This window comes from Cloacibacillus porcorum (assembly GCF_001701045.1).
Taxonomy (GTDB): Bacteria; Synergistota; Synergistia; order Synergistales; family Synergistaceae; genus Cloacibacillus; species Cloacibacillus porcorum.
Map to the genome: position 1 here is coordinate 2,235,032 of NZ_CP016757.1, position 17,305 is coordinate 2,252,336.

15 protein-coding genes are annotated in these 17,305 nt (G+C 56.5%); 1 reads left to right on the forward strand and 14 read right to left on the reverse strand.

Going from position 1 to position 17,305, the window contains the following annotated elements:
• Window position 1: 1 nt before the first annotated feature.
• From BED41_RS10090 to BED41_RS10120, 7 genes are all read right to left on the reverse strand, one after another.
• Complete coding sequence (locus BED41_RS10090) at window positions 2–1,087, reverse strand: phenylalanine--tRNA ligase subunit alpha (protein WP_066745565.1); 1,086 nt, start codon at window positions 1,085–1,087, stop codon at window positions 2–4.
• 24 nt (window positions 1,088–1,111) lie between these two features.
• On the reverse strand, window positions 1,112–1,831 hold the full coding sequence (locus tag BED41_RS10095) for a potassium channel family protein (RefSeq protein ID WP_066745568.1): 720 nt from the start codon (window positions 1,829–1,831) through the stop codon (window positions 1,112–1,114).
• Between the two features lie 13 nt (window positions 1,832–1,844).
• Window positions 1,845–3,176, reverse strand: coding sequence for a TrkH family potassium uptake protein (locus BED41_RS10100; protein WP_066745571.1), 1,332 nt, complete (start codon window positions 3,174–3,176; stop codon window positions 1,845–1,847).
• A 36-nt stretch (window positions 3,177–3,212) separates the two neighbouring features.
• Window positions 3,213–3,563, reverse strand: coding sequence for a 50S ribosomal protein L20 (gene rplT / locus BED41_RS10105; RefSeq protein ID WP_084002394.1), 351 nt, complete (start codon window positions 3,561–3,563; stop codon window positions 3,213–3,215).
• Between the two features lie 45 nt (window positions 3,564–3,608).
• Complete coding sequence (gene rpmI, locus BED41_RS10110) at window positions 3,609–3,806, reverse strand: 50S ribosomal protein L35 (protein WP_066745577.1); 198 nt, start codon at window positions 3,804–3,806, stop codon at window positions 3,609–3,611.
• Window positions 3,807–3,857: 51 nt separating this feature from the next.
• On the reverse strand, window positions 3,858–4,502 hold the full coding sequence (infC, locus tag BED41_RS10115; protein WP_084002395.1) for a translation initiation factor IF-3: 645 nt from the start codon (window positions 4,500–4,502) through the stop codon (window positions 3,858–3,860).
• A gap of 545 nt (window positions 4,503–5,047) precedes the next feature.
• On the reverse strand, window positions 5,048–9,100 hold the full coding sequence (locus tag BED41_RS10120; protein WP_066745582.1) for an FG-GAP repeat domain-containing protein: 4,053 nt from the start codon (window positions 9,098–9,100) through the stop codon (window positions 5,048–5,050).
• Between the two features lie 325 nt (window positions 9,101–9,425).
• Here BED41_RS10120 and BED41_RS10125 point away from each other — a divergent pair, with 325 nt between their 5' ends.
• Window positions 9,426–9,662: a hypothetical protein gene (locus BED41_RS10125; RefSeq protein ID WP_066745588.1), complete on the forward strand. Its 237-nt coding sequence runs from the start codon at window positions 9,426–9,428 to the stop codon at window positions 9,660–9,662.
• Window positions 9,663–10,108: 446 nt separating this feature from the next.
• Here the strand turns inward: BED41_RS10125 and garR are convergent, their stop codons facing one another.
• The 7 genes from garR to BED41_RS10160 form a co-directional block, all read right to left on the reverse strand.
• Complete coding sequence (garR, locus tag BED41_RS10130) at window positions 10,109–11,008, reverse strand: 2-hydroxy-3-oxopropionate reductase (protein WP_066745590.1); 900 nt, start codon at window positions 11,006–11,008, stop codon at window positions 10,109–10,111.
• Between the two features lie 38 nt (window positions 11,009–11,046).
• Complete coding sequence (locus BED41_RS10135) at window positions 11,047–12,081, reverse strand: D-2-hydroxyacid dehydrogenase (RefSeq protein WP_066745592.1); 1,035 nt, start codon at window positions 12,079–12,081, stop codon at window positions 11,047–11,049.
• A 12-nt stretch (window positions 12,082–12,093) separates the two neighbouring features.
• Window positions 12,094–13,116: a D-2-hydroxyacid dehydrogenase gene (locus BED41_RS10140; protein ID WP_066745594.1), complete on the reverse strand. Its 1,023-nt coding sequence runs from the start codon at window positions 13,114–13,116 to the stop codon at window positions 12,094–12,096.
• Window positions 13,117–13,131: 15 nt separating this feature from the next.
• Window positions 13,132–14,163, reverse strand: coding sequence for a D-2-hydroxyacid dehydrogenase (locus tag BED41_RS10145; RefSeq protein ID WP_066745596.1), 1,032 nt, complete (start codon window positions 14,161–14,163; stop codon window positions 13,132–13,134).
• Window positions 14,164–14,203: 40 nt separating this feature from the next.
• A complete protein-coding gene (locus tag BED41_RS10150) occupies window positions 14,204–15,700 on the reverse strand; it encodes a tripartite tricarboxylate transporter permease (protein WP_066745601.1) in 1,497 nt (498 codons plus the stop codon).
• A gap of 30 nt (window positions 15,701–15,730) precedes the next feature.
• Window positions 15,731–16,189, reverse strand: a complete 459-nt coding sequence (locus tag BED41_RS10155; protein ID WP_066745604.1) for a tripartite tricarboxylate transporter TctB family protein — start codon at window positions 16,187–16,189, stop codon at window positions 15,731–15,733.
• A gap of 101 nt (window positions 16,190–16,290) precedes the next feature.
• Complete coding sequence (locus tag BED41_RS10160) at window positions 16,291–17,277, reverse strand: Bug family tripartite tricarboxylate transporter substrate binding protein (RefSeq protein ID WP_066745607.1); 987 nt, start codon at window positions 17,275–17,277, stop codon at window positions 16,291–16,293.
• Window positions 17,278–17,305: the final 28 nt, after the last annotated feature.

The following is a 17,305-nucleotide window of genomic DNA, read 5'->3' on the forward strand; positions in this document are numbered from 1 at the left end:
CCTACTTGAACTGCTTCAGGAAACGCAGGTCGGCGCTGTGGAAGAGGCGCACGTCGTCAACGCCGTAACGCATCATCACAAGACGGTCGAGGCCGATATTGATATAAAAGCCCGACCACACCGCGGGGTCCAGCCCCGCCGCTTTGAGCACGTTCGGATGCGGCGTGCCGCCCGGCATCACCTCTATCCAGCCGACGTGCTTGCAGACGCGGCAGCCCGCGCCGCCGCAGACCTGACACTTCATGTCTATCTCAAACCCCGGCTCGACGAAGGGGAAAAATCCTACGCGCATACGCACGTCGACCTCGTGGCCGAAAACCTTCTCAAGTATCGTCTTAATCAGGACCATACCGGAGGCGAAAGAAAAATCCTTATCGACGATAAGCGCCTCATACTGGAAAAAGGCGCGCTCGTGGCGGGCATCGGTCGTCTCATTGCGGTAGACACGGCCCGGATAGACAAAACGCGCGGGCGCACCGTGCTCGCGAAGGTAGCGGACGCTGGCCCCAGTAAGATGCGGACGCAGACACAGCCTCTTCGCGCCGCGCTCCTCGTCGTGCCCCTTGAGCCAATAAGTATCCATACTCTCGCGGGCCGGATGCTCGGGAGCGAAGTTAAGATTGTCAAAGGCAAACTTCTCGCTCGTTATCTCAGGCTCGGCAAAGACCTCGAAGCCGAGAGAGCGGAAGGCGTCGTTCAGGTCGTAGCACATCTGCGTGACCGGATGCAGCCCTCCCTGAAACGGTTCAATGCCGGGGACAGTGATATCCGCGGCACCCTCAAATGCGGAGAGCGTATCCAGCAGCTCCGCGTTGCGGTTCTCCACCGCTTCGCTGATGATCTGCTTCACCTCGTTGGCCGCCTGTCCCAGCACCTTGCGGAGCTCGGGAGCGGCCTGTCCCACGCTCTTCAATATCTCGGTCAGCTCGCCCTTGCGTCCGATAAGGTTCGCGCGGACCAGCTGTAATTGGTCCGGCAGAGAACTTTGCGCTATCTTTTCCAGCCCCGCCTCTTTTATCTTCTCAAGGCGTTCAAGAAGGCCGCCGTCTCCGCCCTGCGGACCCTTAGTACCATCATGTTCCTGCATAAATCCTGCCTCCTGCAAGCGGCGCTATTGCGGCGCGCCGGGTAAATTAATCTCCTTCATATCGATGAGGCCGGAGACGTCGCTCTTATCAATCAGCTTGTCCATCTCCTCGACATGCCCCAGCACCCACATCCGGTCCCCCTTCTCAAAGGGACGCGTGGGCAGAGGCGTATGCTGCATACCCTCATACTCCATAAGTATAACAATAACTTTGTATTTTTGTGAAAATTTAAGCTGCGCCATATCACGGCCGATCATCTCCGGCAGCGGCTGGATCTTTCCGAGTACGAAATTGCCGCCGTCGATGCGGGTGAAGGCCGAATACCACGGATAGACGAGCAGCTCGCCGATACGCGAGCCCATATCCCACTCCGGCGAGATCACCTTATGCGCGCCGACGCGCTCAAGCACCTTCGCGTGCAGCTTATTCGAGGCGCGCGCTACCACCACCGGCACCCCCATATCGACAAGCAGCGAGGTGCAGAGAATACTGTGTTCCACCGCCTCGCCGATCGTCACCACCGCCACATCGACCTGGGTAGCCCCGATCTTGCGCAGAGAACTCTCGTCGGTAACATCCAGCTGCGCGGCGACGGCGATCTTATCGGAAAGCTCCATGACCGGGCCGGGCATACTGTCAATCCCGATTACGTTCTGACCGAGATTAGCCAGCTTTTCGCAGAGCGCGGTCCCGAAGCGGCCGAGGCCGACAATCAGAAAACTCTTCTTCTTTTTTCTATCCATGGAGAACACTCCTTTAACCTATCGGAATATGCGTACTAGGATAATGTATCCCCGAATCCCCGTCTGTGGTAACAAGCGTGGAGATGAATGAGTAAAGCCCCACCCTTCCCCAGAACATCAGAAGCGTTATCACAAGCTTCCCCGCCGTGGAGAGCTCCGTGGTAATGCCGACAGTCAGCCCGACAGTGCCGAGCGCCGAAGCTACCTCAAATATTATCGCCGAAAACGGCATATCCTCTATCAGCGTAAGCAGCATTGAACCGGCAAGAATCGTGAAAAGATAGATCGCGATCACCGAAAGTGCGCGGCGCTCCGTGCGCTCCGAAATGCCGCGGTTCAGGAAGGTCGGCTCGCCGCGCATATGCAGCTCGCTCCAGACGGAGACCGCCAGCACGCCGAAGGTCGTCGTCTTTACGCCGCCGCCGGTCGAAGCCGGAGAGGCTCCTATTATCATCAGCACGATCATGATGGCCTGGCCAAGCCCGGAGAGCGCGCCGCTCGGCACCGTCTCAAAGCCGGCGGTCCTCGCCGTAACGCTCGCGAAAAGGGCGTTCCAGACCTTCGCCCACGCGGGGAGGTCCTTAAAGGCGGCGTTCCAGTCCGAGAGCATAAGCAACACCGTGCCGACGACGAGCAGGCCGCCTGTTATCAACAGCACCAGCTTCGCGTAGACGGAGAGACAATGCTGCTTGCCGCACTTAACATAATTCGCGCACTCGGCAAACACTGGAAAACCCAGCCCGCCCATGACGATCAGCGACATCACCGTCCCTGGGATGATCAGCGTCGTCTTATAATCGTGCAGCCCGCCGATGCAGGGAGAAAAACCCGCGTTGCAAAAGGCGCTCACAGAATGAAAGACCGCCAGATAGGCGGCCCGCAGCACATCCTCGCCGCCAAGCAGGAAACCGGCGAACATCACGGCGCTGCCCAGCCCCTCGAAGAAAAGCGTGTACTTTATCACCGTGAAGAAGAGCGTGATCGCCCCCTGCACGCCGTCGACGCCGAGCCCTCCGAGAAAGAAGATGCGGCTCCGCAGCCCGATCCTGCGCCCCACGGCGATAGAGATCAGCATCATTCCCGTCATAATCCCGAGGCCGCCGATCTGGATGAGTCCCATCATGATTATCTGCGACAGCAAGCCGAAATCCGTTGCGATATCCACGACGCCGAGCCCCGTGACGCAGACCGCCGACGTCGCCATAAAGAGCGCGTCGACGGGCGAGAGGGGCTTGGCGTAGACAAAATTATTAGAGAGCCATAAGAGAAAGGCTCCCGCCAGTATCACCAGCAGGAACCCTGAAAGTATGACTCTTTCCACCTTGTAAGAGGTATGAAAACGCAACGTCTTCCACACTCGCTACATAAAAAACAGGTCTATTTACAGAGCCGCGCGCGCCTTTTCAACAAGCTGTGCGAAGGCGGGCGCGTCATTGACGGCGAGGTCGGCGAGCATCTTGCGGTTTATCGTGATGTTCGCTCTCTTGAGGCCGTTGATGAGCGCGCTGTAGGCGATGCCGTTCACGCGGGCGGCGGCGTTGATACGGACTATCCACAGCTTGCGGAAGTCACGCTTCTTGAGCTTGCGGCCTGCGAAGGCGCTCGTAAGCGCGTGCAGGTAGGCTTCGCGGGCGCGGCGGTAGACATTCTTCTTGCGGCCCCAAAAACCCTTCGTGATGCTGTATAGTTTTTTCTGCTTATTGCGGCTGGCGCTTGATCCCTTTACTCGCATTATATGTCACTCCTTGAAATTTATCTGATTAACCGTGGCTGCGCTTTACGCGTAGGGGAGCATCTTCTTTACGTGCGCCTCTACCCCTGTCGGGAGAATCCCCTTCTTCCTCAGCGTGCGGAGACGCTTTGAGTTCTTTGAAGAAAGAAGATGTCCGCGGCCGCTCTTCTTGAAGCTCACCTTGCCCGAACCGGTTATCTTAAAGCGCTTTTTCGTTGCGGAATGTGTTTTCATCTTAGGCATGTTGCTTGTCCTCCTCTAATATTCTTACCCCAGAGAGGGTAACTTGAATTTTTATATCTGGTCGGCGTCAGGCAGAACGTCCTTCTTGACCCTCTGCGCCTTCACCGGCGCCGCGGCGCTCCCCTCGCTCCGGGGCTTGGGCTCCGCTGCGGCCTCCGGTTTCTTCACCGGGGTCTCGGCGGCGGGCGCTATCATGATCCTCATGTAAGAGCCCTCCATGCGCGGCTCCATCTCCACCTTGCCGAACTCGGAGACGGCGGCGACGACCTTTTTCAAAACTTCGCGCCCTCTGTCGAGGAAAGCCATCTCACGTCCGCGGAAGAAAATGGAAACCTTGACGCGGTGTCCCGCCTGAAGGAAGGTCTGGATCGCCTTCACCTTGAACTCATAGTCATGCAGGTCTATCTTCGGACGCATCTTGATCTCTTTGACGACCTGGTTCTTCTGTTTCTTGCGCGCGTCCTTGTCGCGTTTTTGCTGCTGGAAGCGGAACTTCCCGTAATTCATAATACGGCATACGGGCGGCTTCGCCTGGGGCGCGACCTCAACGAGGTCCAGCTCCGCGGCCTCGGCCATTTTGAGAGCTTCCTGAATACTTACCACTCCGCGCTTGGCGTTTTGCTCGTCAATGAGGAGAATTTCCGGCGATCTTATCTCGGAATTTACGCGGGGTTCGTCTTCCCTTGTGTTTGCTATGGTATTGCACCTCCTGAAAAATTTATCTACTCATACAAAAAGAGCCCGGATACATAAGAATGCACCCAGACCCTTGAAATATCTTCTCGGGGGCGAGCCTGACAACTGAAAGCGTCGGCAGGCGAGAGGGGCATCCTCTGCTTAAAACCCATTGATACTAATCAACTGAGAGATAGTACCACAACGCGCTGCGATATGCAAGCGCCGCGAACGAAATATCATAGTAAACGCGTCAATAAGAGCCAGCGTCAGTCCCAAAAGACGCTCGACGCCGGGGCAAGCCCGGAGGGACGGAATGGACGATGGTAGTTTTGTCTTGTCACTCCAGCCTCCGGGCCGGAGCCTGGCAGCGTTGGAGTTGTCTTATTATTTATTACGAATCAAAAGCCCGGATGGGCGGGAGGGTGGCTCTCTCGTCGTCTCCGGGCTTGACTTGGGCTTAGTCTTTCTGACTTGCCTTATCCATTTGGTTTTGCCTTGTTGCCTTTGTTTTACTTATTCTGCTTTGTCTTATTTTTCCTGCCCGGTTTTATTCCCTTCCCGTCTTACCTTTTCTTTCTCCATGCCAGCGGCAGGAGGGCGATGAGCGCAAGCGCTCCGAGGCCGACGCTGCATCCGCCGGAACCGCCGTTGTGTTCGATGGAGTTCCAGAGGACCTTATACTGGCTCCTGGGGTCGCGCTGTTCAGAGGCGAAGAGGTAGGGCGAGAAGGCACGTACCGCCACGCCGTTGTCGTAGTCGCAGTTCTTCGGGTCGTAGACAAAGCTGAAGGTGCGCTCCTCCCCCGCCCTGATGAGGGGGAATTCCGTCGCGCCGAGCAGCGAGCGGTTGACGCCCCTTTTGCCCGCAAGCAGCCCTACGCGCAGCAGCGGCAGGTAGTTTATCTCTTTTTCTTCACCGCCGATGTTGAGCCTGCCGCCCGTATATTTCACCCTGACGTCGATCTTCATCTTCTTGGAGCGTGATTTTTCGTCGATCGTCAGCGGCTCTTGGGAGACGGTGCCGTCCTTCGCCATTTCGTAGGCCGTGACGCCGGTTATCGCGATGTCGGGATAGTTCTCGACGGAGACGGAGGCCGCGCGCGCGACGTTTGCCGCCTGGGCGCTCACCGTGCCGAAGAAGTCCTGCGGGTCATAGCTCCCGACCAGCACATAGCCGTGGTCGTTGTCGGCGCTGAGCTGCTCGCCGTCGTAGGAGATCACCGCGTGCAGCCAGCCGAGGCCGGTGTTTGTGGGGGCCGTCCAGCCGTTAAGAACGGCGTAGTCCCAGTTGTCCCCGTCATCCGAGTTCCCTGTACGTCCGCTTATACTATTGATGGCCGCCGGATTGCCTCCGGTTATATCATAACAGCCGCCGTCAGTGGCCGGGTTCGCGGCGGGATAGTTTACCCCTCCCTCTGTCCATGGCTGGTAATAGAATTTGACCTTGACCTCTCTTGTGTTAACGAAGCTGTAGTTTATCACGCGCAGCCTCAGGTTGTATTTCTGACAGCATTCGAGCAGCTTTGTCGCGGTGCCCTGATAGGCTCCCGTAGTGACCGGCGCGCCGTTATCCACCCTTTCAAAGCTCAGGCCGCGCATCTGATGGCTTGTGTTCGGGTTGTCGTTTTCGGCGAGGTAGTAGACCATGCTCTCTAGATTTTGCCCCGCGGACTTATTCTTTATATCGTTGTTCCAGCGGAAGGGCAGCAGCAGCCCGGGGTCGGCGTAGGTCTCGTAGGGGCTGCCGGGCCCCCATATTTTGCTTTGGAATGATTCAAGCTCCGGCACGGCGTAGCCGACGCAGAAGGCCCCGTCGTCCTGCGTGAAGTAGGCGGCGTCCGACTTGAACTGCATGTCGGCGGCGCTCCAGTTATCGGTGTACATCGTATAGTTGCGCGCGCCGGGCCAGGCCATCGTCATGCCGTACATTTCCGAGGCGTCGGTGGTCGTCGTTGAGTCCGTACCCCAGGTATAGTCGCCCTCAAGGTCAACCTTGATAGTAGCTTCTCTGTTGCCAAACGGGAAACGCTTCCCCACCGTTGGATGTATATAGATATGTGGGGCAACTGTCCCGCGGTTGTTATCCAAAACGTTGTCACTTGACGTGGCGGAGGCGTCCAGATGGAATTCGCTCGCGTCGAGGTTGCCGATGACGTTGCCGGAGCCGGTTACAAATACCTCGCCGTTGACGTCGGCCAGGGGATCGTTCTTATTTATAGATATTTTCTTATCCCTCCCCTGCGGGTATCCCGTTATATCTGTGAGCCGCTTGGGATAGGTGAAGAGGTTGTAGTTGTCGTGCAACGGCTCGTACCACGAGACGCTCCTCCCCGGCGTCGGCGTGAAGGTCGAGGCCGTCTCCGTGGGGACGATATACTGGATGTAGCTCTGCGCCTTGTATTCGACGCCGTTGTCGTCGGAGACCGTCACATATCTCCTGCTCTCCGGGTAGATGACCGGATAGCGGCAGATGTTGTAATCGTTGGCCCGGTAATAGAGCTGGTCGTCCCGGTCCGCCTTGTAGGAGAAGGTGCCGTTCAGGGTCGAGGAATATCCATCCGTATGGTCGTACACAGCTTCACCACTGAGCTTTACGGCGGTATCGATCATCGGGTCTTCGTTGGCGTTGTCTTCCGAGCGGTGGAATACTCTATCCATCACGGTGCCTTTGTGCGAAATGTCCACTCCTAAAGAACCTCCGTATTTTCCCTCGCTTACCTTCGTAGTGGACGAGGATTTACCCCACTCTTTGTTAAGCTGCATGCCGGTGTAGTAGCCCTCGGTATCGAATACGGCGAAGGAATCGAGCGTCACCTTGCCGTCCTCCTCGGCATAACCCGACAGCGCGCTGCCGGCGGCGCGCACACGGTCCCAGTGTTTCGGCGGCGCCTGCGTCACCATGAAGAGCTCGATGTTGTCCTCCACCGTGACGACCGTCGGCTCTCCCACGACGAAGCTTTCCTCATAAAAATCTACGGCCTGCACTATCGGCCCCATGTTGCCCCGCATCATCACGCCCTGATACCAGCCCTTGCCCTCCAGTTGCAGGCTGCTGCTTGGGGACCAGGAGAAGACGCCTACGTCGACATTGCCTTCGCCGCCCATGTGTCCCACCGCAATCTGGGCGCGCCTAGTTTGAAGATCAAATTTGAAGAAACCGGTACATAGTGAATAATGGATATAACTAGGGTCAAGTGTCCAGTTCATTTCACAGAAATCGTGCAGGTTATATTTATACACGGTCCCGGCATTGGTAATAACCTCACCCTTTTGGATGTTCCAGTCATGTATATACATATTGAGCTGGTCTTTGCCATCTATTTTTAAACCGTAAGTCCACACTAGCTCACCGAGTCCGTCGCCGTCAAGATCGGCAATTGTGGCATTCAGCGGATAAGTGGACTCAAGACCCTGACCAGCGAAAGGCCCTATATATGTTTCTCCTTTTGCAAAAGCTCCCCCTTGCCATTGATACACGTTCATGAAGATCTGTGTCATGGGAGTTATGCCATAGGGCCTAAACAAAATTAATTCATCACGGCCATCCCCGTTTATGTCACCAGCCGCCAGCCCACCGGAATAATTTAATCCGTAAATTCCGTAAAAACCAGTAGCATTATCCGTTGTCTCCGTATAGATTTGAGAGAAATTAAGACCAGATTCTCCAGATTCGATCTTATAGACTTCAAGCCACCCTACTACTGTGCCTAACATCATCCTTGTTCCGGTAGAATAAACCGCAACTTCCATTATGCCGTCCCCATCAAAATCACCAGTTGCCATTCTATAGCTAGTTGAACGCATATAACCATCAACATTAGGGCCGTCAATGTAATAGTATTTAGGTACTGCGGCGCTAGAGTTTTTACTCTTCTCATAAAGGGACTTACCGTCGATGATCAGCAGCCTTGCGCATGATTCAGAGCCTAATGTAACGTAAAAGGTCACCGCATAGTCGGTGTATCCATCTCCGTTCCAGTCGAAGGCCGCGATATCATGCGCCGTGTCCTTGTCCAACGCGGTTTCCAAACCCGCATTATTAAAGGATGAATAGGCCGGGACCATGTCGGGTATTTTTATTGGCTCGGACATCTCGTCGCCCTCGCGCACGGAGAGGTAGAGTTCGTTCGTGCCGCCGTCGTGGCGCACGAGGTATGAATTGACGAGAATGTTTTTTCTCACCATGACCGCGGTGTCGCCGCAGATGTCGGGCGAGAGCGGGACCTCGCTCGATATGTATCCCTCAGCGGATGCCGAGGCGAAAACGTAGTTGTATGAGTCGTTCGCCCTCATCGAAGAGGCGTTGAGCGTCCGTAGTCCGTTTTGTTCGCGCATGTCTTCAGTCATAACGTCGTTGTCTTTATCAGTAAAGACAAAGTTATTGATATTCCAGTTATTGTCCCGATATGTTATGGCCAGCCTCTGCTTGGGGATCAGGCGCGCGTTCTTTAACATGTCCAGCGGGTCTTTTGCCACCGAATCCGGCACGCCGGTCGGGTCGGCGTCGGCTTTGAGCAGCACACCCCCGCCGTAGAGCGCCGCTGCCGCGGCCACGATAAAGAGGGCCGTTAAAAGGCCTCTGCCGAGAAATTTTTTGCGCAGTTCGTCAAAACGCATCACGCCACTTCCTCCCATAAGTTTCCGTAAGGTTTTTATTCTTTTTACTTTGTGCGATCGTTTCCTGATTATATCAGAAAATAGGTAAAATTACGCATTTATTGCAAAATTAGGAGAAACGGCAGTGCCAACTGCGCGCAGTTTTTTCAATGGGCGGCGCGTGGCACGGTGAAAACAAAATCAACCCCGCCGGGCTCAGGCTCGAAGGCCGGAGCGATAAAACAAAGACAAAAGGCAGCCTAACGTCGATAGATAAAAGGTGAATAGCGGTTTAGCTTTTGACTTTGCCCTCAAAGGCGCCCTCTCAGAAGGAGCTGGCTCGGCGATGTTTTTCGCCGAGACTGAGGGAGAGTTGACCTTATGTTCTTCCACGGCTTTTGCCGCGGACTCTGTTTGGCGCGGTTTCCGCACCAAACAGAGCAACACTCCTTCCGTCAGCCGCCAAAAGCAGGCGGCCGACACCTCCCTCAGAGAGGGAGGCTGTAAGAAAAAATCGCCGTTTATCATAGATAGGGCCAAAGATAAACCGTTGTTTATCATTTCACCTATTGAAGGTAAGTAGCGGTTTATCAAAGATTTTTAGCGCCCTCTCCGAGGGAGCTGGCTCGGCGGTGTTTTTCCGCCGAGACTGAGGGAGAGTTAACCTTAGGTTCTTCCACGGCTTTCGCCGCGGGCTTTGTTTGGCGCGGTTTCCGCACCAAACAGAGCAACACTCCTTCCGTCAGCCGCCAAAAACAGGCGGCCGACACCTCTGATGTAACTACCAGCCGAATCGCACGAAATCAAAGATTTCGGCTCCCTGGCCGCCTCACAGAGGGCGCCTTTAAGGGCAAAGTCAAAAGAAAAGCTAAATCGTCATTTACATCTTTTCCTATCCGAAGGAAATCGGCGTTTAGAAGTGCGAGTTGCTAAATAAAATGGGGTCCCCGATACCGGAACCGTATCTTCATACGGTGAGGATTCGGGGCCCCCGTTTTATGACGCAAATCGTGCTTCTAAACGCCGATTTTATTTTTGTATTTCTTTCAGCGCCACATTATTGAGCTTTTCGTAGTAGAGCCCGAGCGAGCCGTGGTCCTTGGTCTCGTGCCCCTCGTTCGCGAGGGCGATCATCATCTCTATGACCTGCCCCGAGAGAGGGACGGAGCAGCTGACGGCGCGGCTGGTCTCGAGGACGTTCCAAAGGTCTTTGATGTGGAGGTTGATACGGAAGCCGGGGTCGTAGCGGCCTTCGAACATTCTCGGCGCTTTATCCTCAAGGCACTGGCTGCCGGCAAGCCCTTTGCGGATGGCCTCGAATACTCTGCGCGGTTCGACGCCCGCCTTTTTGGCGAAGGCCATGCCCTCGGCGACGGCGGAGATGTTGATGCCGACGATCATCTGGTTTACAAGTTTGGTGATCTGCCCCGCGCCGCTCTCCCCCACGAGGGTGACGGTGGCGCCCATCTTTTCAAGTATGGGACGGGCCTTCTCAAAGGCGGCGGCGCTGCCGCCGACCATGATCGCGAGGGTCCCCTGCTCCGCCTTTTCCTGGCCGCCGCTGACGGGGGCGTCGAGCATCTCCGCGCCCTTCTCTCTGAGGAGCGCGTCAAGTTCGCGGCTGGCGATCGGAGAGATGGAGCTCATGTCCACCACTATCTGTCCGGCGCGGATGCCCTTTAAGAGACCGTTTTCACCGGCGGTCACTTCGCGCACCTGCGGCGAGTTGGGAAGCATCGTCACGATAAATGTTCCGGCCTTTTCCGCGGTTTCGGCGGGCGTCGCCGCGCTCTCCGCGCCGCAGGCGCGCAGTTCCTCCACCGCCTGCTGGTTCACGTCGCAGACCACGACGGCATATCCTGCTTTGATAAGGTTTTTCGCCATCGGCCTGCCCATTATTCCCAAACCGATAAATCCTATTTTGTCCATCTGTATGACCTCCGTCCGTTGTTCTCTGTTTTTTGCCGTTAGTATCCCTTTTTCCTGTCGACGACGTTTTCCAGCCTCTCGCCAGCCTCAAGGCGGCGCAGGTTTTCAAAGACGATGTCGAAGGTGCGGTGGATGTAGTTATCCTCGTCGTCGCAGCCCATATGGGGCGACATAGTGAGGTTGGGGGCCGACCAGAGCGGCGATTCCACGGGAAGCGGCTCCTGCTCAAAGACGTCAAGCACCGCACCCGATAGGTGCCCCGATTTGAGGCTCGCGATGAGAGCCTCGCTGTCGACGATCCTTCCGCGGCTGATGTTTATAAAGCCCGCCCCCTCTTTCATCGCGGCGAATTCTTTTTCCCCGATGAAGCGGTATGTATCTTTGGTGGAGGGCAGGGTGACGACGACGTAGTCCGCGGAGCCGAGAGCCTCGTTCAGCCGCGAGGGCGGCAGTATCTCGTCGAAGTTTTCCCTCGGCGAGGGATCGATGTCCACCCCGACCGTGTCAAGTCCCAGCCGTTTGGCCGCCAGGGCGACGGCGCTTCCCTGTTTGCCCGCGCCGAGGATGGCCGCCTTAGAGCCGCGGATGACGGAGACGAAGTGCGCGTCCCATTTGCGTTTCTGCTGCGCGCAGGCGAGCCGCGGCATGTGGTTCGCGAGCATGAGCAGCGCCATCATCGCGTATTCGCAGGTTTTGGGCGCGTGCGCCCCGCGGTTGTTGGTGAGGACGCATCCCTCCGGCAGCCAGTCGAGCGGCAGGAGGTGTTCTATGCCCGCGCCGATTATGTGTATCCATTTGAGGTTCGGCGCGAGGGCCGCGACCTCCGCGAGAGGGAACATGTAACCGACAAGGATGTCGGCGTTCACAATGTCGCGGCGGAATTTTTCGTAGTCTTCCGAGTTCCAGCTCGGGTCGTTTTCAAAGCTCGTGCTGGTGCGGGTTATGGAAATCTCCACTTTGCCGCGGAATTCGGGGAATCTTTCCAGCGCCGCCTCAATGCGTTCCGGGGTCATACGGAAAACTTTGAGGCTGTCCTCCGCAGTGAGTACCATGATCTTCAATTTGTTCTGCATTAGACTGACCTCCTAGTATTCTCTGCCGGTGTCCACAAGGTTTTCCAGCGGTCCGCCCTCAAGGTAGCTGCGGACGTTGCGCATGAGGATGTCAAGGCAGCGCGGCATGTAGTTGAGGGGATCGTCCGATGAGACATGAGGCGTCATGATGAGGTTGGGCGCGGTCCAGAGCGGCGATTCGTCCTCCAGCGGCTCGTGGTCGAATACGTCGAGTATCGCGCCCGCGATCTCTCCCGCGCGCAGAGCGCGGTCAAGCGCGTCGGCGTCAAGCAGCTGTCCGCGCGCGACGTTGAGCAGGGAGGCGCTCTTCGGCATCAGTTTAAGCTCCCTCTCGCCGATTATCCGGTAGGTAGCCTTCGTAAGCGGCGCGGCGATGGCGAGGATGTCCACGTCCTTCAGCGCCTCGTCAAGTCTGTCGGGAGTCAGCACCTCGTCGCACTCAGGATGGCTTGTGCGCTGCGGGTCGATGCCCGTCACCCTCATGCCAAGGCGCTTGCCCTGCCTGGCGACCTCGCCGCCCTGACAGCCTACGCCGATGACGACGAGCTTCCGTCCCTTTATGACGCTCGTAAAGGTCCGCTCCCATCTGCCGTTTCTCTGCGCCGTGAAGAGCCTGGGAATGGCGGAGTTGAGCATGCCGAGGTAGGTGGCGAAGCTCTCCCCCGATTTCGGCTGATGCACGCCACGGCTGTTCGTCAGCTGCAGCCCCTCCGGGACCCAGGTGAAGGGGGTTATCTGTTCCACCCCCGAGCTGTTGAAGTGTATCCATTTGAGTTCCGGCGCGTAGCCGCGAATATTCTCCGTGGGAAAGGTGTAGCCCATGAGCACGTCGGCCTCTTTCATGTGCTCGTAGTAGGATTTGAGGTCGTCCTCCGTCCAGCGGTCGTAGTCGTATTCGCTGCTGCCCATCGTTATTTCAAATTTGTCGGCGATGTCCGCGTTTCTCGCAACCGCCTCTTTCACCTGCTCCTCGGTCGCCTGGTAGACCTGGGCCTGGTGGCGGTTGTTCATGATGTGTATCCGCAGTTTTTTCATCTCTTTTATACCCTCTTAGAATTCCCGCGAGATGTCGACGATGTTTTTCATGGGACGTCCCGCCAGCTCGTTGCGCAGGTTCTCGATGGTGAGGTCGAGGGTCAGCGGGATGTAGTTGACAAGGTCGTCGGAAGATACGTGCGGCGTTATTATCAGGTTCGGGGTCGTCCAGAGCGGCGAATCGTCGGGAAGCGGTTCAGTGTGGAATACGTCGAGCACTGCGCCGGAGAGTTCACCCTTCCTCAGCTTTTCATCAAGCGCCGCCTCGTCGAGCAGCGGCCCGCGTGAGACGTTGATGAGCCCCGCGCGCTCCGGCAGCCAGCCGAGGCGCTCCCTGTTGATGATCCCCTTTGTCTCTTTGGTGAGCGGCGCGGTGATGGCAAGGAAGTCTGCGTCTTTGAAGGCATCCTGCATCTCATCCATCCCCACGACTCTGTCGCAGTACGGATGTTCCTTACAGTAGGGGTCTACACCGGTTACATATAGCCCCATTTCCTTGGCGCGCCTTGCCATCTCGCCACCCTGGTTTCCTACGCCGAAGACAACAAGTTTTTTGCCCTTGATGACTGTGGTGAAGACTCTGTCCCATTTGTGATTGCGCTGAGCGGTCATGAGGCGCGGCATGGCCGAGTTCAGCATACCGAGGAATGTTGCGAATGATTCTCCTGATTTGGGAAGGTGTACGCCTCTGTTGTTTATAAGTTTCATCCCTTCGGGGACCCAGGTGAAGGGAGAGACATGTTCCACTCCGGAGCTGATGAAGTGTATCCATCTGAGCTGCGGGGCGTAGGAAGCGATGTTTTCTGTCGGGAAGCTGTACCCGACGAGGATGTCCGCTGTCTTCATGTATTCGTAGTATTCGCGGAAATCCTCTTCCGACCATTTTTCAAGTTCGTCGTAGCCGCTGCTGCCGATCGTTATGCAAAGCCTGTCGGCAAGGTCGGCGTTCCTCGCGAGCAGGTCGTCTACCTGCCTCTGGTTGGCGATGAACACTTCGACGGAATGTCTGCTGTTTTCAATGTGGATGTGGATTTTGTTGTCTTTCAAGATCGTTACCTCCTATTTGTCGTCTGCTAAGCCCGTGCCGTTAGGCGGCCTTCGCCGTCGCCATTTTGTATATTTTTCTGATGAGCGGGAATACCCAGATGAGGATGGCGACCGCCGCCAGAGAGCCCGCGATGGGGCGGTTGAAGAAGTCCATGAAGTTGCCGTTGGACTTAACCATCGAGATGATGAAGTTTTTCTCCAGCAGGTTGCCGAGCACTATCGCCAGCAGCATCGGCGAGATGGGGAAATCGTTTTCTTCCATAATGTAGCCGAGGAGTCCGAAGATGAGCATTATCGCGACACCAAAGAGGCTGTTGTTGATGGAGAAGGCGCCGACTATGCAGAAGACCAGGATCACCGGCAGCAGCATGAAGGGAGGTATGCGCAGGATGTGACGGAAGGTCTTGATCGAGAAGTATCCGAGGATCAGCATGAATACGTTGGCGATCGCAAAGCAGATGAATATGCTGTATATGACCTCTGGATGATGCAGGAAGGCCGTCGGCCCCGGCTTAAGGTCTTTGATGTAGAGGATGCCGATGACCATCGCGGTGGTGACGTCACCCGGGATGCCGAAGACAAAGGCCGGTATCCAGGCCGAGGCGAGGGCCGAGTTGTTCGCGGAGGTGCTTTCGATGATGCCCTCCATATGGCCGGTGCCGAATTTTTCCGGGGTCTTGGAGAATTTTTTGCTGATCGCGTAGGCCAGCCAGGCCGCGATGTCCGCACCCGCTCCGGGAAGGGCGCCGACGACGACGCCGATCGTGTTGCCGCGCAGGAAGTTGGGGATGTGTTCGCGCCATACTTTGAATATGCCCGTGTATATATTGCCTATCCTGCCGTTATAGGCCGCGGCGGGAGGCGTGGTGGAGCTGACGCGGCGCATGATCTCCGAGACAGCGAAGAGTCCGATGAGAACGGGGATCACATGGATGCCAGCGAGCAGTTCCGTGCTGCCGAAGGTGAAGCGCGGCTGTCCCGTTATCGAGTCATAGCCGATGGTGGTGATGAAGAGTCCGAGGAAGAGCGAGGCGATGCCCTTTACTTTGTCCTGCGATGTCATGAAGGTGGCGCATGTCAGTCCCAGGCAGGCGAGCCAGAAGTATTCGTAGGTGCTGAAGTTGAGCGCGACCTCCGCGAGGAGCGGGGCGGCGCAGACGAGCACGACGAGGCCGAAGAGTCCGCCTATCGCTGAGAAGAAGCAGTTTGCACCGAGGACCATTTCGGCCTTGCCCTGCTGCGTGAGTTTATATGAGTCGTCGGTGTAGGCTCCCGAGGCGGGCGTGCCCGGTATTCTCAGCAGGGTCCCTGGGATGTCTCCCGCAAAGACCGCCATCGCGTCGCAGGCGATGATTGCGGCCAGCGCGGGAACGGGGTCGAGGAAGATGGCTATCGGCATGATGAGCGAGACCGCCATGACCGCCGTCAGTCCGGGAATGGCCCCGATGATGATGCCGTAGAAGGATGAGGCAAGCATAACCAGCAGAACTTCCGGCTTAAAGACGATATTCACAGCCTGAATAAGAGTGTCCAGCATAACGTTAATTCTCCTTCTCTTATACTATCGCTATAGTCCCAGGAATCCTGCGGGAAGCGGAACCAGCATTATTTTTGAAAAGAATACGTAGATCAGTATGGAGCTTACGACAGCCACGATGAGGGAAGATTTCAGCTTCCTGCGCAGCCACCAGATGGTAAATGTGAGCATTATGACGACGGTCGGCATAAAACCGAGGGTGTTGGAGACAAGCATGTAGAAGATGAGGTTTGCCGGTATGAGGCAGATGTTCGCCACCAGCCGCGGGGATTTCGTCCACTCGCCAAGTACCAGCAGCCGGTCCCTCTTTTTGATTCCTCTCACAAGGAGGACGATACCGCATCCGAGGGTGAATATGGCCGCCGTGGCGGGAAAGAAACCAGATCCGTAGTTTTGTCCAGGCAGGGTGGGAAGAGATCGCGCGTAAACCAAGACAAACAAAGAGAAACATATTAACACCGCTCCAAATATTTTATCACTGATTTTCATCGAAATCCCTTCCCTTTCCCGTACCTGTTACCAGTTCTTTTTTTGTTTTAGTTTTTAATGATTCGTCTGTGACGCCGTTTTTAATACCCGCCGCTGCGCGCTTACTTCGCGATACCGACGGACTTCATGACTTTGCCGTAGTTTTCGTCCATCTGCTTGAGGAATTCTTTGAATTCGTCGGGGCCGAGGAACTGGAGGTTTTTGCCGGCCTTTTTCATCGTATCCTGGAATTCTTTCGTCTCCCAGACCTTTTTGATGGCGTCTCCGAGGTTCTTCTTCATTTCGTCGGATATTCCCGCGGGCGCCGCGATGCCGCTCCATGAATCAAGCAGCCAGTCGGAACCGGTAGCCTCTTTCAGGGTAGGGGTGTTCGGCCAGTCTATGTGGCGCGTCTTGGATACCACCGCCAGCGGGCGTACCTTCTTCGCGGTGACAAGGGGATCGGCCTCGTTGGGGGTGCAGACTACGAAATCAAGTCCGCCCGCCGCAAGGTCCTGGAGCGAGGGAGCCGCGCCGTCGTTGGGGACCCACACGACGTCGCTTGCTTTGAGCCCTTCGGCCTGAAGCATGCCCGCGGTGCAGAGATGCCACATGCCGCCCTGGGATGAGCCGGAGGCTTTGAGCTTGCCGGGGTTCTTTTTGATCGCCGCGACAAGATCCTTCATATCCTTATAGGGGGATTTTTCATTGACGATGACGCTGCCGCCCATAGAGACGATGAGGGCGATCGGGGTCAGATCTTTGTAGGTCAGGTCTGTGAGACCGGCCCAGTGCATCATGTTGAGCTCGCATTCGATGTCGCCGATCGTGTATCCGTCGGGAGTGCCCTTAGCGATGGCGGTATGCCCGACGACACCCTGTCCGCCGGTGCGGTTGATGCAGTTGACGCGCACGCCGAGGATATCGCTCATGATCTTGGCTACGAGGCGCGCGTTGAAGTCGGTGCCGCCGCCGGTGGCAAAGGGAATGAGCATCGTGAAGGGCTTTTCCTTCGGCCAGGCCTCTGCGGCGGACGCGGTGCCCGCGCCGCTGAGAGAGAGTGCGCACACCATAAGCGCGACAACCAGAATACTTACTTTCTTGAACATCTTATTTCCTCCTTTTATTTTTTTGGGA